We start from the raw sequence: 17,584 nt of genomic DNA, 5'->3' as shown, positions 1-17,584 counted from the left end.
TTTCCCTGACACGCCCGCATCGGTCATCTTAATAGAAAGATCGTCTGCAACCTGAAAGGGAGACGATCAATGACCGACAAGACTCCGGAACTCGTGACACTGAAGCAGCTCTGCGCCGAGCTGAAGGTCGATCCGCGCGAAGCCCGCGAGCGCCTGCGTGCTGCCGCACGCGACGCTAAGAAGAACCCGGAACTCGCGAAGATGCACAAGCCGCGTACGCCGTGGCAGTGGATGAAGGGATCGGCGGGCGAGAAGGAGGCGCGGGCGCTGTTCGCCGCGAAGAGCTAAACGTAGCCGCTATCCGGAATACAAGGCGCGTCTGGCGATGTTCAGGCGCGCTTCTTGCTTGATGACCTCGGAGATCAGATCAGCTCCGAACTGGTCGCCTCCAACTCCATGTCGGCGTCAGTGGCTCCTTTAGCAGCACCAAATCGCTTACTCATGCTGCGATAGACGTTACCTACGGCATCTCTCCATCCATCGGCCGCCAAGCTTAGGCTTTCGGGTTCCAACGCCTTCTTCACATCATCGGGGGTCCATTCTCGGATCAACTGCTTGGCCTGCGCATAGATGACCGCGTAGCCCACGCGCCCCATGATGAGACGCTCCGACCACTGACGTGCGAGTTCTCGCACCATCTCCGGATCTTCATATGTTGCATAGCGCAATTCCAAATGCTCCTGCGCCGCCTCCACTGCGGAATACGTAAGGTTGACGAACAACTGGTTCGTCTCGCGAACATAGCGTGCGGCCTTGCCGGCGATGCCCTTGTCAGCAACCTCATTCTCGTCGCGGAGCGGGATTATCTCCGGTGCCACTTCGAGGTTCTTGGAGATGTTGGCCCGCTTTGCTCCGGAAGGGTTGAAGATGAGATCGGTGGGACGAACCGAACCGCGTTCACCGCCACCCGAACCGTTTACGTGGCCGATAGTCGCACCACGCGCGCCGCCTTCTTCAACGGACTCGATACCATCCATCGTGAGGCGGGGACTCTGTACCTTCACCCGAAGCTGGTTCAGCAGCTCCTGCAACTCCTTGCGGAGATCATCGGTGGACGCGGAAGCCTTAGGCGCAAGCAAATTTATGATCTCAATCAACCACTCGGGCCGGTGCCGGAAAACGATCTCCGCGAAGTCGTCGACCATTACCTGCCGTTGATCGCCGGCCGCAAGCTGCACGAAACGCCGATATGGCTCGTGACGGACAGGAAACCTGTCCGGTATCTCCACATGGATGGAGATGTGTCGAGCGCCAAACGGAATGCCAAACGCAGGTGCGTCAGCAGCCCATTTTCTACCTTTCCGGACGTCGTACATCTCACCCCGAAATACGACCGCCGCAGTGCTGACAGAGGAGGTAAGCGACCCGGAAATCGACTTGTTGTGCCCACCATCTTGATACGGTGGATCATAGTAGTAGTGGACCTTGACGCCCTCCCCGACATCAACCGTCTCGACACGGCCAAAGGCGTCTGACCGCTCCGGGATCGGTTTGAACTGTCGCCGCCCGTCGCGAGGATGGGTCCCTTCATGCAGGTAGATCTCAGCCCCCTCGGGCAGTTTATAAAAGCGATGGTATAGATAGGTGGTAATCCACTGACGATCTTGCTTCGGATCGCTATCATAAGGATCGGCCACGGTGTCCTGATCGGGATCGTTGCCGAAAAGAACAACCTCGGTCCAGTCCTCATCGAGTTGATATTCCGCTTCCTCGCGAACCATCTCCGTTACGTCGACTACTTCCTCAAAGGAGTCTTCGACCGGAACCCACACCTTTCCGTAAATACCTTCGCGTTTCCCGAATATGACTTGGCTCACAATGCCATCATGGCAAGAACGATAACGCATTCCCAGCGTATTGGAGGGCAGTGAAGCCACCTTCGCGCCCATGCCAAAATTTCCTTCGAGCGCCATGTCTTTGCCAAGCGAAGCGGCGAGATCGCAGATATGGTCAAGCTCGGCACTGCTCATGCCCGGGCCGGTGTTCCAGATGGTAAGCTTACGAGCATCGCCGCATTCGGGGACCGATTTGCCCTTCAGCTCGATAATGCGCCGCCCCTCTGGCGCCTTCGCAGCGGCCTCAATGGCATTCATAACCAGTTCGCGAAGCATCATCGTTTTGGGGCACTGCTCGATCTGGCGTGCGACCGTGAAGTCGATGTCCCGAATAGTGATCGGCGTAATTTGCTTGATATGCATTACATTTCACCCCGCCTCACAGCTTGAATTCGCCGCCTCCACGGCTTGACGACCTGCCAAACCGCGTCTCAACTTCGGCTACGGCATCCCGGAGCGCCTTTACGATCTTTCGAACCTCGGCATCTTCGTAACTGTAAGTCTGCCGGTTGGAGAGGTTGCCGATCAAGCGAATTGCCTCAAGCGCCTTATTCGTCCGCTTCTCTGCAAGCTCGCGGAATTTCGCGTGCTTCTTATCGGTATCGGCCATTCGCTCCCTGCCGAAAATTTAGTGTTGTCCTGCAATGTATGCTGTTTCCATATCATATGGTCAAGATATCTGCAGAATATTTATCACATATGTCGCTGCAGGTGCCAAGTTGCAGGGCCGCTTCTGGTATTCAGTGAAGCGCCGGCGGATAGGGCCTGATGCATCGGGGCGCCCTCAAGCAGCGGTATGTTCAGGCGCGCTGTTTCGCGGCATAAGGAAAAGCAGGTTGATGGAAAGGGGCATTGTCGGCACATGACGAAAGCGGTTCTGATCACCAAGATCGATTCCACGTATGATGACCTACCAGAAGAGCGGTATCACTTCCCCCGTACCTATCTGCGCCAGGTTGAAGCGGCAGTCGGTGATTGGATTCTCTATTACGAGCCCCGACGCCGAAGCAGCGACTTGACCAGTATAGGAGGCCGGCAGGCATATTTCGCTACGGCGCGCATTACCAACATCATCCCCGATCCGAGCCGGCCCGACCACTTCTACGCGCTGGTGGCCGACTATCTCGAATTCGACCGACCCGTGCCTTTCAAGGAGGTCGATTTCTACTACGAGGCCGCCCTGAAGAAAGAGGATGGGTCGACCAACAAGGGCGCGTTCGGGCGTGCCGTGCGCAACCTTCCGGACCATGAGTACGATCTCATCCTCCAAGCCGGTTTCGCGCATGTGCTCGGTCGCGAAGAGCGTCCGCGCCCTTCACCGGATGCCGCCGAGGAGCCGCTGACGATTGCCGGTTTCGGCGAAGCAGCCCAGGTCCCATTCGAGCCCGAGATCCAAGTTCGCGACATGGTAATGACCATCTCGCAACGGCCGTTTCGCGATCGGGCGTTCGCCGTTGCGATTAAGACGGCCTATCAAGATACCTGCGCGGTCACCGGCCTGAAGATCATCAACGGCGGTGGGCGATCAGAGGTTCAAGCGGTGCATATTCGCCCCGTGGCAGACCAAGGGCCGGACAGCGTGCGCAACGGCATCGCGCTCTCGGGCACCGTTCACTGGATGTTTGATCGCGGCTTGATCTCGATCGATGACAATTACACAGTGCTCACCGCCGGCCGGTCGGTGCCGGACACAGTGATACGGCTGTTGGACCCGGAGAGGCAGCTACGACTACCTTCACGGGCCGAAGATCGCCCACACCCGCAGTTTCTCAAATATCACCGCGAGCGCGTTTTCAAAGGATAATGGAATCAGACCTCGGATCGGCTTGGTACAATTCCTTCAAGGAAAGCCTTCAACCGTCCGGCGACCTTTTCCGGACTGGTTGTCTCGCATTCCCAGATCACTATTACCAACCATCCTCGCAGTTCCAACTCGGCTACGGCTCTCTCATCACGCGTAACATTATCCTTGAATTTCGATAGCCAGTATTCTTGGCGTGTCTTGGGGACGGTTGATTTTGGACATCCTTCATGCCGATGCCAGAAACATCCATGAACGAAAACCGCGACCCTTCGAGATGGAAACACTAGATCAGGACTCCCAGGTAGGCTTGTACGGTGCAGACGAAACCGATAACCAAGTCCGTGGGCTACGCGCCGAACGATCATTTCTGGAGTGGTGTCTTTCTGTCGGACCCGCGCCATTAGCGCAGACCTCTTTGGATCGACGGCGCCGGGGGCTCGCGATTTGTTCATCATTGGTCAATATGGTTCGACTGGTTAGTCACATCGGAATTAGAACGGAAGTCTGCGTTGCAGAAGCTCAACTTTACAGTTGACGCCGCCCTTTTACAGGAGTTGGGCGAGCGCTTGATAGGGCAACCACACATCGCCCTCGCGGAACTCATCAAGAATTCATACGACGCAGATGCATTCACTTGCATCGTAACATTTGGCGAAGACAGTATCGAGATTGCCGACGACGGCCATGGAATGTCGTTCGATGAATTTCGCCAGTTTTGGCTTCGCATCGGGACTACTCACAAACTCGAAGACCGATTATCTCGAGAACTCCATCGGCCCCTGACCGGGTCGAAGGGCGTTGGGCGCCTGGCAGTCCAGTTCCTCGCTCGGGAAATGGAACTGCGGACAGTTTCCAAGAGCTCTCCCCAAGAAACGCTGCATGCGCTCATCGATTGGAGTAGCATAGTTCGAGGCAAGGATCTCGCTTCAGTTGAGGTTGCGTGGGCTCTTGAGCCGCATGGCTCCGTCTTCCCCTATGACTCCAAGTCGGGCACGACAATCACTCTCAAGGGGTTAAAGGACATCTGGAATGCGGACCGCATCCAAGACTTGGGTGAGCAACTGTGGTCGCTGCGTTCGCCCTTCAGGAGACGACACAGAAGTCCTACAACCAGAACAGCCGAAGATTTCGATGTTTCGGTGATTGCCCCCGAAATCGAAGATGCGCAGCAGAGATTCGATGCTCACATAAACGCATTGCGGAGCAATTGGAGGGCCCGCATCCGAGGCACGTTGAGAGAGGGGCGCCTAAATCGTCCTGCATCCGTGGTCGTCGAGTTCAAGGACGGATATCCGGCTGGAATGCCAGCCGAGCAATTTGAGCAATCCGTTTCACTTCCAATCAGAGGCTCCGTTGAACCGCTATTGGACCGCGTAAGCTTTGAGATACTCGTCTTCAAGCTTGAAGGCCGTCAGGCGGGCGGTGTTCTCGTTTCCCAGTTGAGAGAGTACTTGGAGAAATTCGGAAACGTAGCGATCTATGATGCCGGGTTTAGACTGCCATACTACGGCATGGAACATGACTGGCTTAATATCGCAGCCGACCAGACTGCTCGCTTATCGATCTCACAGTTGCTGCCGCAAAGTCTCCGGATCGGCCAGCGGTACATGTTAGATTTGCCGGATCCACGCCGGCTCTTCGGAGCGGTCGACATTAATACGAGCCATGAGCGTGCCGTGGCCGAGAAGGCAGGTGAGACTCCCGGTAATTTTCTACAATTGCAGCCAGGCCGTGATCGTCTTCACGATAACCAGGCACATGATCAGTTGCGTGATCTCGTTCGCTTTGCCATCGACTTTTATGCAAATCGTTACCGACTCCGGGAAGCACGCCGTGTTGAACAGGTTCGGACAGTAGAACGAGCTACGGTTAAACAAGCCCGTGCGTTGGAGGTCCTGGAAGAAAATAGGGAATCGATCCCGCAAGGTGTCTTCAACGAAGTACGCAAGGAGGTTTCCGATGCGTTGAAGACCTCGCGGGCCGAAGAGGAAGAGCAGGATCGTAGGGCGGCTTTATTGGCTCCCCTCGCATCAGCTGGAATGGCCGCTTTGGCGTTGAGTCATGAATTGTCACGAGAAAGGCGATTGCTTAAGAGTGCAATTGATCAGCTGCGTACCATCGCGCGTACACGACAGCTTTCCGAGCTTGATGGTGTGATCAGTAGTCTTTCTGAGGCTCATGAGCGTCTACAAAACCTTCAAGGTCTCTTTATTCCACTGCTGTCGGATGAAGACAAATCAGCACGCCATAGGCTCAGAGTGAAACCGATTGTCGAGCAAACGGTCAATGCCGTAAGGACCATTATGCCGGGCGTTACATTCGAGACGAATGGAATCCCCGATGACCTCCGGTTTCCTGTGGGTTCTGCGGCAGAATGGAACGCACTAATCCAGAACTCGCTAACCAACTCCTGGAACGCGATGCTCCAGACCCCCAAACCCAGCATCCGTTTCGACGGCGGGCAACGCGGACGGTCGACGGAGTATCTACGAATCAGCGACAACGGTAAGGGGCTGGGGATCGAAATTGCCGAGTCCGACAGGTTGTTCGAGCCGTTCGAACGATTGCTCGAACTTGATCCAGATCAAGTGTCAATTGCGATCGGAGGACAGGGACTGGGACTGACTATTTGTAGAATGATCGCCCGCCAGCGCCAAGCCGACATCCATTTCGTTGAGCCGATAGAGGGATACTCAACCACTTTAGAATTGACGTGGAGGGCTTGAAGCATGAAAATCCTTCTTTGCGATGACAGAGATCAGCAACGCGAAGAAGCGCGGCAGTCCCTGTTCCAAACGCTTGGGCCGGATCATGAAATCGTTGCATGGGACACGGATAAACTCACCAAAGACGTCGTGAGCTTCTTCGACAAAGTAAAAAATCTTCTGAATGGAACAGACTCCGGTCCGCTCGAATCCGATTTCGATGGCTTCGATCTCATACTCCTCGACAACAATCTTTCGGCATTAGCTATTTCCGGAACTAGGCTGACGGCCGAGGCAATTGCGGGATATCTGCGAGCCTTTTCGAATTCCCCCTACATCATCTCTCTCAACAAGAACCCTTATGTAGATTTCGACTTGCGATTCTTGATCGGCGATTACAGCACGCGGTCAGACTTTGCTGCGAAGACCGAACATCTCTCAAGTAGGTGGCTCTGGTTTGGGGACTTTGGTGAGCCGGGATCGTTCCAACCATGGTATTGGCCCACGCTAGCGACCGCGCCGGATCAAAGGCGAAATCAAATCAATTTCGTGCAGCGGAACCTCGACAACCCTATTCTTCCCGCGCTGGGGTTTAGCGAGGCATCAGTTCGTCTGCTTTCGAGGCATGCAGAAGGCGCCCTTTCGCCCAGCGCAGGACAAGGTGGAGACTCACACGACAAACCCCCGAGTTCGGTGACTTTTCGAGAGTTTTTCGAGTTCTCAAATCGCTCAATTCCGGTGAAAGAAGACAGAGATAAACTCCTGGCCCACAAGCTGGATGAGGTGATTGCTCGGATTGTCGCCGCCGAGATCGATGTTTGGCTGAAACGTGATGTAATCGGACCGCAAAGTGCGCTCGTCGATGCTCCTCATCTGCTGGCCCGAATGCCTTTTCTGCTGGCAAATAAAGCGACAGATATAGATGCGTGGAATGCCTCTGCTCGCAGCAGGACCCCTCCGTTCGGATTTGACCAGGCTCTGTATGACAAGCACATCGCTGCAGCGGTTTTTTCAGATGAATGCTGGGCACCAAAACCACTCTTTTGGTGGTCGATCCTTGAAGCCGACGATGGCCTTCAGAGCCTTCTTTATGAAGATGGGGGTGAGTGGGGTGATTTCGTATTTTGCGAAGATCTTTCGAGTTTCCGCCCCAGGAAATCAGAGGGAGGCTCTCCCAAAGAGTTCGCTGCAGAGTTTGAAGGCGAATGGAATCGTAGATACGTTGCTCTAGTCGATGGTTTTCACTACTCACCGCACAGCAGGTTTGCACTTTAGGTCATGTCTGTCGATTGGAGCAGCCCAGGCTTGCATGATTTCGCTGATCTCCTAAGGGACTATGCAATTTTTGGTGCTAAAGCCTTCAATAAAGTGCCTGAAGATTATCGCAGGCGTATTGAGAAATCGATTGAAGGAAAAATAGAGAGAAATGAACGTCAGATAGAAAGACTCTTCCATGAATTGAAGAGTGGGAATATACAATTATATTTTCCCTTTCTTCCAGTTCCGGAATCGGGGGCGAAGGGGTTTCAGCGCGCTTTTTTTGTTCCGCGATTTTCAACCCCACCTCAAGGGGGTTTCCACTGCGCCTTTTGCGTAGTCCTATGGATTGACCATACAAGCGAAGAGAATCGATGGGGGCACACAATGGCTTTTCGATTGGAGCCCGCTGATTCCGGTGATTCCGCACATGCCTATCCACATATTCAAATCTCGAAACGTGTCAGGTCGGTAGGGAATCAAGCGGGGGTCGTCCGTACAAGCCTTCCAGAGTGGATACCGGACAGCTATCCAGCTTTTCCCCTTCCGGCGGAGTCCCCAATGGGGTTCTTTGCATCGGCTTTGGCGTCAATTCATGGCTATAACAAAAATTATCTTGGAAAATTTGCGCCAAAAGTTTTATCGAACGTGTACTCAAGTACATCGAAATTGTCGTCCGTTCGGGAGATTATAAAGAGACTCGACCAATGGGCCACCTAGAGAATGCTGATCTTCTCCAAAAACCTCTTGTAGCATCTTGTGTAACCGCCTTTTACTTTTGGCGCGATGCCTTCTAAGGCGGCAGCCAAGCCGCCATTTGCTAGCTGTCTATACAAGCGTTCCAAATCATCGGGAGCACCAAAGATAGCATACACGCCGTGCGAGGGGATAGCTCCACTTGCATCGAAGGCTATCCGCGGAACCTTGGCAATCTCCGGTACCAGTAGCTTCGGTTTCTGCCAGTCGGCCAAACATACCTTGTCGATCGGACGGTACCACTTCGCACCGTTTCTGGTGATGGCCCGACGCTCTAGTGCGGCGCGGTGCTGTTTCATGTGACGCCAAGCAAGAGGATACTGCGATAAATCACGCAGCTTTCCGTCATCCCCATATGGGACAATGACCTGCCGACCCCGGTAGTCTATCGCGCCCTCCTTGACCTCCGTTCCGTCCAACCACGGCGCGAGAATCTCTGCCTCGATTTTTATCGTGTCGGCATTTACGACAAAGGCAGGCGTGCATCCTAACGCGGGACCTACCTTGACCTTGAACCCAGCCTCGCCCAGCGTAAGTTCTCTAGCCTGTGGCTTCCGTTCTGTTTCTCTTTTGGCAGGCCGTCGCCTAAGGACCAGAAATGTTGGATATGCGTCCACCTCGCGCATGTATGCGTCTGCAGCATCGATCGGCTCATCTATTTCGATGTCGATCTCCTGCAACCAGTATTCTCGAAATTCTTCGGCAAAGGCCATAAAGCGCCATCTATCCGAACACACCATTCCAAGCCGACCACCCGGGCGAAGACAACCTAGAGACAGGTCGAGAAAGGGCAAAAAGAGATCGCCACGAGCCATTCGTCTTGGTAGGGCGCTCTCGTACTGTCCTCTCAATCTTGCCGGGATGGATGACCAACGCGCATATGGGGGATTTCCAGCCACATGAGTAAACGTGTGCTCGTCGTGGTCCTCAAGTAGGAAATCCGCCGTGCGCAGCCACCGGGCTGCCAAATATTGGGCGTCCCCTGGCGAGAAGCCACGATCGGCCAGGTAGGCTCCAATTCGCAGTCGCGCCTTCTCGGCCTCGGTCTCAAGAATCTCGTAGGCGAGGATGGAGTCCTCGATCTCGCCTACTTCAGGGACATTGCCCCGTGCCTCCAGAGATTCGAGAAGACGCGCTGCTGCTCGGACGACAAATGCTCCGTCTCCCGCTGCCGGTTCTAAAAATCGGCTTCCAGAAAGATCTTCCTTTGCGCTCCAACCGATGGCATCCAGCAGTTCGTCCACAAGCTTTTGCTGTGTGTAGACCCCACAGCGCTCATGGAGCGCTACAACGTCGTCATGGAATGGGTGGGGCGACGTCGGTTCGAACATACTCACCTGGATGCAATGAACACAAGAAACGTTGGGACTGGCTATCACATCTCCTATAAGACCGAAACCGCATATGATTCGGACTTGTCAATGAAAGTTGCCGGGCTTTTCGCGGGAATCGGTGGTATCGAGCTAGCCTTCTCAAGGGCCGGCTTCGAAACGGTGCTTCTTGCGGAATCTGATCCTGCGGCACAATCGGTACTCAAAAGCCACTTCCCCGAGGTGGAGCTTTTTGGTGACGTCGAATTGCTCAATGCATTGCCGTCAGAGGTGAAAATAGTAACTGCAGGTTTCCCATGCCAGAACCTGAGCATGGCTGGCGACAAGAGTGGGATAGTGGGAAAAAAATCTGGTGTCGTCTCGAACCTCTTCCGCCTCATCAAAGAAGCGCATGCTCCTACTGTCGTGGTGGAGAACGTCTATTTCATGCTCCATCTCGATCGCGGCAAGGCAATGGATTGGCTCCTTACCCAATTCGAAGATCTCGGCTACGCCTGGGCATATAGAGTTCTAGACACACGAGGGTTTGGAGTGCCTCAACGGCGCCGACGTGTGTACCTTGTCGCGAGCAAGGTGCTAGACCCAAGAGAGGTCCTCTTCGCTGAAGACAAGCCGAAGCAGGCACAAGAATCTCCTGATCTCTCAAATCCAATTGGATTCTATTGGACTGAAGGGCGGTCGGGTGTCGGGCTAACCGCAAACGGAATTCCGCCCATAAAGGGAGGGTCTGGGATCGGTATCCCTTCCCCCCCCGCAGTGCTGTTTCCAGACGGGCATGTTCTAAAGCCCGATATTGTCACTTGCGAAGCTTTACAGGGCTTTCCTCGCCAATGGACGCAGGCAGCCAATGGGAACCGCAACCCGAGATGGCGCTTGATAGGGAATGCGGTCTCGGTGCCCGTTGCAGAGTGGGTCGCCGCCAACCTCAAAACACCGCGGCCGGCCCTCAAGTTCAAATTGACACCCATTTCGGAGTTTCGGAGTTGGCCGGACGCAGGCTTTGGCAACAAGGACGGAAGGTTTGGGGTACCGGCCAGCGATAAGCCAATTAAAATTGATAGTTCAACTATCTCCGCCTACCGAACACCAGCTTGGTCACAGCTATCAGCTAGAGCCTTACGCGGCTTCTTGTCTCGTGCGCGGGAAGGCGGTCTCTCGTTCCCGGAGGGATTTCTTGGGGCGCTGGAGGGCGCTTATCAACAAGTCAGTTGTTCGCCGTTGGAAATCTTGAGCTAAATTGCGTAGGCACAAGGTACCGCGTTCCAGCGCACGCCGCTGACACCCAAAATGACACCCAGCGCGATTTCGCCCGCCCCAGCGCAATCGCATCCAGCATCCAAATAATTGATTTCATTAAAGAAAAATGGTGCCCAGGGGCGGAATCGAACCACCGACACGCGGATTTTCAGTCCGCTGCTCTACCAACTGAGCTACCTGGGCATCACGGCGCGGGCCCGGTGCATCCGCTTGGGAACGGTGCGCACCGCGCCGGCGGGTGGGGTTATAGGAGATCGATCGGCGCCTGTCCAGTCGCTAGCGATGCTCCCGCTCGCGGGGCCGGCCCATCCCGCTCAGCTCTCCGGCTCGTCATCATTGGCCACCGCATCGGTGTCCGGCGAGCCCGGGATGCGGTAATGGCCGCCCAGCCAGCGGTGCAGATCCACATCGGCGCAGCGGGCCGAGCAGAAGGGGTGATATTTCTGCGCCGACGGCTTGCCGCAAATCGGGCAGGGCCGCCGCGGCCTGAGCCGCACAGGCTCCGCCGCCTCCGTCTTCTTCTCGGTACTCATCGCCCACTATATGGTTTCAGGCTGCTGCGCCCAGCGATAGTAAACGGGATAGCCCGTGCCCTGCAGCAGCGAGACCGTCTCGTACAGCGGCAATCCCACCACGTTCGAATATGTTCCGCCGATGGCCCGCACGAAAGCCTCCGCCCGGCCCTGAATGGCATAGCAGCCGGCCTTGCCGCGCCACTCGTCGGATTTGATATAGGTGGCGATGTCCTCGCGCGTAAGACGCTTGAAGCGCACCCGCGTCTCCACCACCCTGGACAAGTGCCGGCCTTTCGGCGTGATCAGGCAGATCCCCGTATAGACCCGATGCATCCGGCCCGACAGCAGCTTCAGGGCATCGACCGCGATTTCCTCGTCATCGGTCTTGCCGATATTGCGCCGGCCGACGGCGACCGCCGTATCGGCCGCCAGAATGAACGTGTTGCGGCCCAAGGCCTTCACCGCCGGGGCCGCTGCCGCCGCATTCGCCTTGTCGCGCGCCAGCCGCGTCGCGAGCAGGCGCGGCGCCTCGCGCCGGCGCGGCTCCTCGTCCACATCCACGGGATAAATCAGATCAGGCACGAGCCCGGCCTGCTCCAACAGCGCGATGCGGCGCGGCGAGGCGCTGGCCAGCACGAGCTTGACTGCATCTTCCGACATGAAAGGCCCCGGCAAGTCGATGGACAGAGATGATAGCGGCGTGCCGCTCCGGTCGTGACTACAACCTTGCGGGACCCCAATGCAATGACGATCACCACTATACGACCGGAGCAGACGGTGCCGGGAAACGCCCGCGGATCCGCGCCAGCAGGCTGTCGCGCACCGAGCGGTAAGCCTCGAGCCGTTGCTCGCGGCCGCCGCTAACCAAGGTGGGGTCGAGGGTCGGCCAATATTCCACCTGCACGGGCAAAAGGCGGGTCAGCTCCAGCGCCTGGTGGTGCGCTTCCGGCGTGAGCGATACCACCACATCCATCATCGTATCCTGCAGGTCGTCGAAGCTCATGGGATGGTGCTCGGAAATGTCTATCCCCAGCTCGGCCATGACGGCAATGGCAAAGGGATCGAGCGTTCCGACGTGAACGCCGCAAGACATCACATAGACCCGGTGACCGTAGTAGTGCCGCATGAGGCCGGCAGCCATGGGCGAGCGCACCGCGTTGTGGCCGCAGGCGAAAAGCACCGCCTGGGGAAGCTCGCCCGCCATGGATGCCCCCTTCAGCCACGCCAGTGCAGAACGCACAGCAGGGTGAACAATCGCCGCGCCGTATCGAAATCCACCTCCACCTTGCCCTTGAGCCGGGCGCGAAGCAACTCGCTGCCTTCATTGTGAAGGCCGCGCCGCCCCATATCGATGGCCTCGATCTGGCTGGGCGTCGCCGTCTTGATCGCCTGGTAATAGCTCTCGCAGATGAGGAAATAATCCTTCACCAGCCGCCGGAAGGGCGAGAGGGACAGCCCGAACACCGCGCATTGCTGGTGCTGGTGGTCGGCAATGTCGAACAGCAGCCGGTTCTCGGCAACTGACAGGGTGAGGCGGTAGGGCCCGCGATCCATTCCCACCACCTCGAACACGTTCTGCTGCAGGAGATCATAGATCGCCACCTGGCGCTCGTGCTCAACGTCGCGGGAATAGGTGGAGAGGCTGGCCTCGTCCAGGTGAACCTCGATCAGCCGGTGGATGGGTGGCGGCTCGCTTCGATCCGATGTGCCAGATGTCGCCATCGCCAGAGCCGTCCGTTCACTCCGTCGCGCTGTTGAGGCGGATCGCCACCGAGCGCGCATGGGCCTCCAGGCTCTCGGCCCGGCCGAGGGTGATCGCGTGTCCGCCGATCGCGCGCAGCGCATCCGCGCTGCATTTGAGGATGGAGGTGCGCTTCATGAAATCCAGCACGTTGAGGCCGGAAGAGAAGCGGGCGCTGCGGGCGGTGGGCAGCACGTGATTCGGGCCGCCGATGTAATCACCGACCGCCTCGGGCGTATGGCGCCCAATGAATATGGCGCCGGCATTGCGCACCTTGGCCGCCAAGGCCTCTGCGTGCTCGGCCGCGATCTCCAGATGCTCGGGCGCCAGCCGATCCACCAGCGGCAGAGCCCCCTCCAGGTCGGGCACGATGATGATGGCGCCGAAGTCGCGCCAGCTGGTCTGGGCGATCTCGGCGCGCGGCAGCAGCGCGGCCTGCCGATGCACCTCCGCATCCACCGCCTTGGCCAAAGCCTCGTCGTCGGTGACGAGAATGGCCTGGGCGGAGACGTCATGCTCCGCTTGCGCCAGAAGGTCAGCGGCGAGCCAGGCGGGATCATTGCCGGCATCGGCGAGTACCAGCACCTCGGAGGGGCCGGCAATCATGTCGATGCCGACGGTGCCGAACACCTGCCGCTTGGCCGCCGCGACGTAGGCATTGCCGGGCCCGACGATCTTGGCCACGGCACGGATGGTCTCTGTGCCATAGGCGAGCGCTGCCACCGCTTGCGCCCCGCCGATACGGTAGACCTCGGTTATTCCGGCAATCTTCGCCGCGGCCAGAACGGCGGGCATGATCTTGCCGTCCGGCGTCGGCACCACCATGACCAGCCGCTCCACACCCGCGACCTTGGCCGGCACCGCATTCATCAGCACCGACGAGGGATAGGCGGCCGTACCGCCGGGCACATAGAGGCCGACCGCCTCGATGGGCGTCCAGCGATGGCCCATCTCCACGCCGACGGCGTCAGTGAAGCGCTCGTCTTGCGGCAGCTGGCGGCGGTGATAGGCCTCGATGCGCCGATGGGCGAACTCCAGGGCGGCTAAGACATCAGGTGCAACCTCCGCGGCGGCGGCATCGATCTCGCCTTGGGTGAAGGCCAGCGTGGCCGCCGTGACGGGGTGACGGTCGAAGCGGCGGGTATAGTCGACCAGCGCCGCATCACCCCTGTCACGGACATCGGCGATGATCCGCGCCACAGCTTGATTGAGATCTTCCGCCACCTCGCGCTTGGTCGAGAGCAGGGCGTTGAAGCGGGCTTCGAAATCCGGGGCGGTCTGGTAAAGCGTAATGGCCATGGCGATCCAGGGGTCCGAATTGAAATGGCTGGAAGCGCCACCGATGGGACCTCAAAGGTTCCGCTATAGCGAGGCCGACCGGCATTCGCAATGCACCACTTCTCGCTCAACCGTTTCACGTCCGTCTCATCCGAAAGTCTCGTTCTTTATTCAGAACACACCGATTGACACGAAGAACGTGATGGGCCATGTTCTGCTCGTGCGAGGTGGAGCGCCCGCACCGCGGGATTTGAGCAGCAGCTTGCGCCGCGTCACCCCTTGCTAAAGCGCCCAAGGAGAGCCCGTGAGCCCCTTTCACAAGAATGCCCGAATGCGTCGGTGAGCCCTTCGCTTCGTGGCTCCACGCCCGTCGACGCGTTCGGATGGGCGACCAATCAATCCTGGAATTTGAGCAGATCGGAACCGGGGCACTCAGGGGCCCGGGCGGATAATTCTAGATGGCCACTTTCACAAACCATTTCGCCGGGCTAGAGGCCGGTGTCCTGCCCTACGGGGCCGTACCGGAAGATCATGGGGCACGGGAAGGCTCGTCTCACGAGCAGGTGGCGCCCATCCAGCGCGCCGCGACCGCCGACCGGCCGATGGTCGAGCTGGTCAAGGTCTCGAAGAGCTTTCAGCCGCGCGGGGCGGCTGCCGCGGTGACGGCGCTCGAGGATGTGAGCCTTACCATTCCCCGCGGCAGGATCGCAGGGATCATCGGCCGCAGCGGCGCCGGCAAGAGCACCCTGGTGCGCCTGCTGAACGGGCTGGAGCGGCCGACCAGCGGTCAGGTGCTGGTGGATGGCTTGGACATCTCGCAGCTTGCGGGGCATGCCCTGCGCCAGGCGCGGCGGTCGATCGGCATGGTGTTCCAGCATTTCAACCTGCTTTCGTCGCGCACCGCTTTCGACAACGTGGCGCTGCCCCTGGAGCTGCAAGGGCTGAGGCCTCACACCATCAGGGCCAGGGTCGAGCCGCTGCTGGAGCTGGTGGGGCTTGCGGACAAACGGGACCGCTATCCGGCGGAGCTGTCCGGCGGGCAGAAGCAGCGGGTGGGCATTGCCCGCGCATTGGCCACGCAACCCAAGCTGCTGCTCTCGGATGAGGCCACCTCGGCGCTCGACCCGGAGACGACGCGCTCGATCCTGGCGTTGCTCGCCCGGATCAATGCGGAGCTGGGGCTCACCATCGTGCTGATCACCCACTAGATGGACGTGGTCAAGCACATCGCGCAGGCGGTGACGGTGCTCGATCGCGGCCGCGTGGTGGAGCAAGGCGATGTGTTCGACCTGTTCACCCGGCCGCAGCACGAGGTGACGCGGGCCTTTCTCGGCGCGAGCAGCGGCCGCGCGCTGCCGGCCTTCGTGGCGGAACGCCTGCACGCGGCGCCCGGCCCGGGGCGGCGGGTGCTGCTGCGCATCACCTTTGCCGGCCCCCATGCGACGGACCCGATCGTGACCCGGCTCGCCCGGCAGCTGGATACGGACGTGACCATTCTGCAGGGCGAGGTGGACGCGATCGGCGGCCGCCCGTTCGGCAGCCTGGTGGTCGCCCTCGCGGATGCGGGAGATACGGTGGCCCGCGCGCGAGCCTTTCTCGAACAGTTCAACCTTGGGATGGAGCATCTCGGCTATGTCTCCTGAGCTCGTGAACATCCTTCTGCGCGCGTTGGGCGAGACCGTGCAGATGGTGGCGATATCCGCCGCGATCGGCACCCTGCTCGGCATTCCGCTGGGTGTGTTTCTGGCGACCAGCGGGCGCGGCGAGCTGTTTGCGGCGCCCGCCCTGAACAAGGCGCTGGGCGTGGTGGTGAATGTGGTGCGTTCGACGCCGTTCATCATCCTGGTGGTGGCGATCATCCCCTTCACTCGCCTGGTGGTCGGCACCTCCATCGGCACCAGCGCGGCCATCGTGCCCCTGTGCGTGGCCGCCACCCCGTTCATCGCGCGCATCGTGGAAACGGCGGTGCGCGAGGTGGACCAGGGGCTGGTCGAGGCCGCCTTGGCCATGGGGGCGACGCCGTTCCAGATCGTGCGAAAGGTGCTGCTGGCCGAGGCGATGCCCGGCATCATCCTCGGGCTCACTCTGTCGGTCGTCAGCCTGGTCGCCAATTCCGCCATGGTCGGCGCGGTGGGCGGCGGCGGGCTCGGCGACCTCGGCATCCGCTACGGCTATCAGCGCTTCATGCCGGAGGTGATGGCGGCCGTGGTGCTCATCCTCGTGGTGCTGGTGCAGGGGCTGCAGAGCCTCGGCGAATATCTCGCCCGCCGCGCCAACAAGCGCGCCCGGGTTACCGTCTGAACTTGAACAGGAGCTGTCCCATGTCGCTGAAAACCTATCTTGCCGCGCTCGCGATCGGCGTTGCGGCCTTTGCCGGGCACGCCGAGGCCAAGACCATCAAGGTGGGCGTGAGCCCCGGGCCCCATGCGGAGGTGCTGGAGAAGGTCAAGCCCGCCGCCAAAGCGAAAGGGCTCGACATCGAGATCGTGGAGTTCTCGGACTACGTCATTCCCAACGCCGCGCTCGACGCAGGCGAGCTCGACGCCAATTCCTTCCAGCACCAGCCCTATCTCGACAACCAGGTGGCGGACCGCAAATTCGACATCGTGTCGGTGGCGACCACCATCAATTTTCCGATGGGTATCTATTCCTCGAAATACAAGAGCTGGGACGAGGTGCCGGACGGCGCCACCATCGCGATCCAGAACGACCCGACCAATGGCGGGCGCGCCCTGCTGCTGCTGCGCGACAAGGGCATTATCAAACTGAAGGATGATGTTGGCTTCAAGCCGACGCCGCTCGACATCGTGGACAATCCCAAGGGCCTGAAGATCATCGAGCTAGAAGCGGCGCAGACGCCGCGGGCGCTGGCGGATGTGGATGCGGCAGCGATCAACACCAACTACGCGGTCGATGCGGGCATCGCGCCCACCAGCGCCATTCTGCGCGAAGATCCGAAAGGTCCTTACGTCAACGTCATTGCGGTGCGCAGCAAGGACAAGGATGCGCAATGGGTGAAGGACCTGATCGCCGCCTACAAGACGCCGGAGATCAAGGCCTTCGTGAACGAGCGCTTCGGCGGCGCGGTTCTGCCGAGTTGGTGAG

Annotated in this window: 16 protein-coding genes, 1 tRNA gene and 1 pseudogene; 8 read left to right on the top strand and 10 right to left on the bottom strand. The window is 58.8% G+C overall.

Annotated features, from left to right (window positions below):
- The first annotated feature begins 69 nt into the window (after window positions 1-69).
- Window positions 70-288 carry a hypothetical protein gene (locus E4P09_RS17600; protein ID WP_137390936.1) on the top strand — a complete coding sequence of 73 codons (219 nt, stop codon included), beginning with the start codon at window positions 70-72 and terminating at the stop codon, window positions 286-288.
- 74 nt (window positions 289-362) lie between these two features.
- Here the strand turns inward: E4P09_RS17600 and E4P09_RS17595 are convergent, their stop codons facing one another.
- Both E4P09_RS17595 and E4P09_RS17590 read right to left on the bottom strand, forming a co-directional pair.
- The gene (locus E4P09_RS17595) at window positions 363-2,198 is read right to left on the bottom strand and encodes an ATP-binding protein (protein WP_137390935.1); all 1,836 of its coding nucleotides are present in this window, start codon (window positions 2,196-2,198) and stop codon (window positions 363-365) included.
- 16 nt (window positions 2,199-2,214) lie between these two features.
- Window positions 2,215-2,445: a hypothetical protein gene (locus E4P09_RS17590; protein ID WP_137390934.1), complete on the bottom strand. Its 231-nt coding sequence runs from the start codon at window positions 2,443-2,445 to the stop codon at window positions 2,215-2,217.
- A 252-nt stretch (window positions 2,446-2,697) separates the two neighbouring features.
- Between E4P09_RS17590 and E4P09_RS17585 the strand changes: the two genes are divergently transcribed.
- The gene (locus E4P09_RS17585; protein WP_137390933.1) at window positions 2,698-3,639 is read left to right on the top strand and encodes an HNH endonuclease; all 942 of its coding nucleotides are present in this window, start codon (window positions 2,698-2,700) and stop codon (window positions 3,637-3,639) included.
- Window positions 3,640-3,644: 5 nt separating this feature from the next.
- Here the strand turns inward: E4P09_RS17585 and E4P09_RS17580 are convergent, their stop codons facing one another.
- Window positions 3,645-4,091 carry a very short patch repair endonuclease gene (locus E4P09_RS17580; protein WP_137391214.1) on the bottom strand — a complete coding sequence of 149 codons (447 nt, stop codon included), beginning with the start codon at window positions 4,089-4,091 and terminating at the stop codon, window positions 3,645-3,647.
- A gap of 57 nt (window positions 4,092-4,148) precedes the next feature.
- Here E4P09_RS17580 and E4P09_RS17575 point away from each other — a divergent pair, with 57 nt between their 5' ends.
- Both E4P09_RS17575 and E4P09_RS17570 read left to right on the top strand, forming a co-directional pair.
- The gene (locus E4P09_RS17575; protein ID WP_137390932.1) at window positions 4,149-6,365 is read left to right on the top strand and encodes an ATP-binding protein; all 2,217 of its coding nucleotides are present in this window, start codon (window positions 4,149-4,151) and stop codon (window positions 6,363-6,365) included.
- 3 nt (window positions 6,366-6,368) lie between these two features.
- Complete coding sequence (locus E4P09_RS17570; protein ID WP_137390931.1) at window positions 6,369-7,619, top strand: hypothetical protein; 1,251 nt, start codon at window positions 6,369-6,371, stop codon at window positions 7,617-7,619.
- 698 nt (window positions 7,620-8,317) lie between these two features.
- Here the strand turns inward: E4P09_RS17570 and E4P09_RS17565 are convergent.
- Window positions 8,318-9,601 (bottom strand): Eco57I restriction-modification methylase domain-containing protein, encoded by a 1,284-nt coding sequence (locus tag E4P09_RS17565; RefSeq protein ID WP_137390930.1) that lies wholly within the window; start codon window positions 9,599-9,601, stop codon window positions 8,318-8,320.
- A gap of 33 nt (window positions 9,602-9,634) precedes the next feature.
- On the opposite strand from E4P09_RS17565, the gene E4P09_RS17560 reads away from it, so the two are divergent.
- On the top strand, window positions 9,635-10,924 hold the full coding sequence (locus E4P09_RS17560; RefSeq protein ID WP_137390929.1) for a DNA cytosine methyltransferase: 1,290 nt from the start codon (window positions 9,635-9,637) through the stop codon (window positions 10,922-10,924).
- A gap of 128 nt (window positions 10,925-11,052) precedes the next feature.
- Here the strand turns inward: E4P09_RS17560 and E4P09_RS17555 are convergent.
- The 6 genes from E4P09_RS17555 to hisD form a co-directional block, all read right to left on the bottom strand.
- Window positions 11,053-11,128: transfer RNA gene (locus tag E4P09_RS17555), tRNA-Phe, on the bottom strand.
- Between the two features lie 131 nt (window positions 11,129-11,259).
- Entirely contained in the window at window positions 11,260-11,478 is a 219-nt protein-coding gene (gene yacG, locus E4P09_RS17550; protein WP_137390928.1) for a DNA gyrase inhibitor YacG, read from the bottom strand.
- A gap of 6 nt (window positions 11,479-11,484) precedes the next feature.
- Entirely contained in the window at window positions 11,485-12,120 is a 636-nt protein-coding gene (locus E4P09_RS17545; protein ID WP_137390927.1) for a Maf family nucleotide pyrophosphatase, read from the bottom strand.
- A 97-nt stretch (window positions 12,121-12,217) separates the two neighbouring features.
- Entirely contained in the window at window positions 12,218-12,664 is a 447-nt protein-coding gene (locus E4P09_RS17540) for an arsenate reductase ArsC (RefSeq protein WP_137390926.1), read from the bottom strand.
- A gap of 11 nt (window positions 12,665-12,675) precedes the next feature.
- Window positions 12,676-13,182 (bottom strand): UPF0262 family protein, encoded by a 507-nt coding sequence (locus E4P09_RS17535; protein ID WP_205042167.1) that lies wholly within the window; start codon window positions 13,180-13,182, stop codon window positions 12,676-12,678.
- Between the two features lie 16 nt (window positions 13,183-13,198).
- A complete protein-coding gene (hisD, locus tag E4P09_RS17530; protein WP_137390924.1) occupies window positions 13,199-14,500 on the bottom strand; it encodes a histidinol dehydrogenase in 1,302 nt (433 codons plus the stop codon).
- Between the two features lie 581 nt (window positions 14,501-15,081).
- On the opposite strand from hisD, the pseudogene E4P09_RS17525 reads away from it, so the two are divergent.
- The 3 genes and pseudogenes from E4P09_RS17525 (at window position 15,082) to E4P09_RS17515 (ending at window position 17,583) form a co-directional block, all read left to right on the top strand.
- Window positions 15,082-16,122: pseudogene (locus E4P09_RS17525) on the top strand (methionine ABC transporter ATP-binding protein).
- Entirely contained in the window at window positions 16,112-16,780 is a 669-nt protein-coding gene (locus tag E4P09_RS17520) for a methionine ABC transporter permease (RefSeq protein WP_137390923.1), read from the top strand. The pseudogene E4P09_RS17525 and the gene E4P09_RS17520 overlap by 11 nt, the downstream one beginning before the upstream one ends.
- Before the next feature lie 20 nt (window positions 16,781-16,800).
- On the top strand, window positions 16,801-17,583 hold the full coding sequence (locus E4P09_RS17515) for a MetQ/NlpA family ABC transporter substrate-binding protein (protein WP_137390922.1): 783 nt from the start codon (window positions 16,801-16,803) through the stop codon (window positions 17,581-17,583).
- Window position 17,584 lies beyond the last annotated feature (1 nt).

It is taken from the genome of Rhodoligotrophos defluvii, assembly GCF_005281615.1.
Classification (GTDB): domain Bacteria; phylum Pseudomonadota; class Alphaproteobacteria; order Rhizobiales; family Im1; genus Rhodoligotrophos; species Rhodoligotrophos defluvii.
The sequence above is the reverse complement of the archived record's forward strand: the minus strand, read 5'-3'. Positions and strand labels throughout refer to the sequence as shown.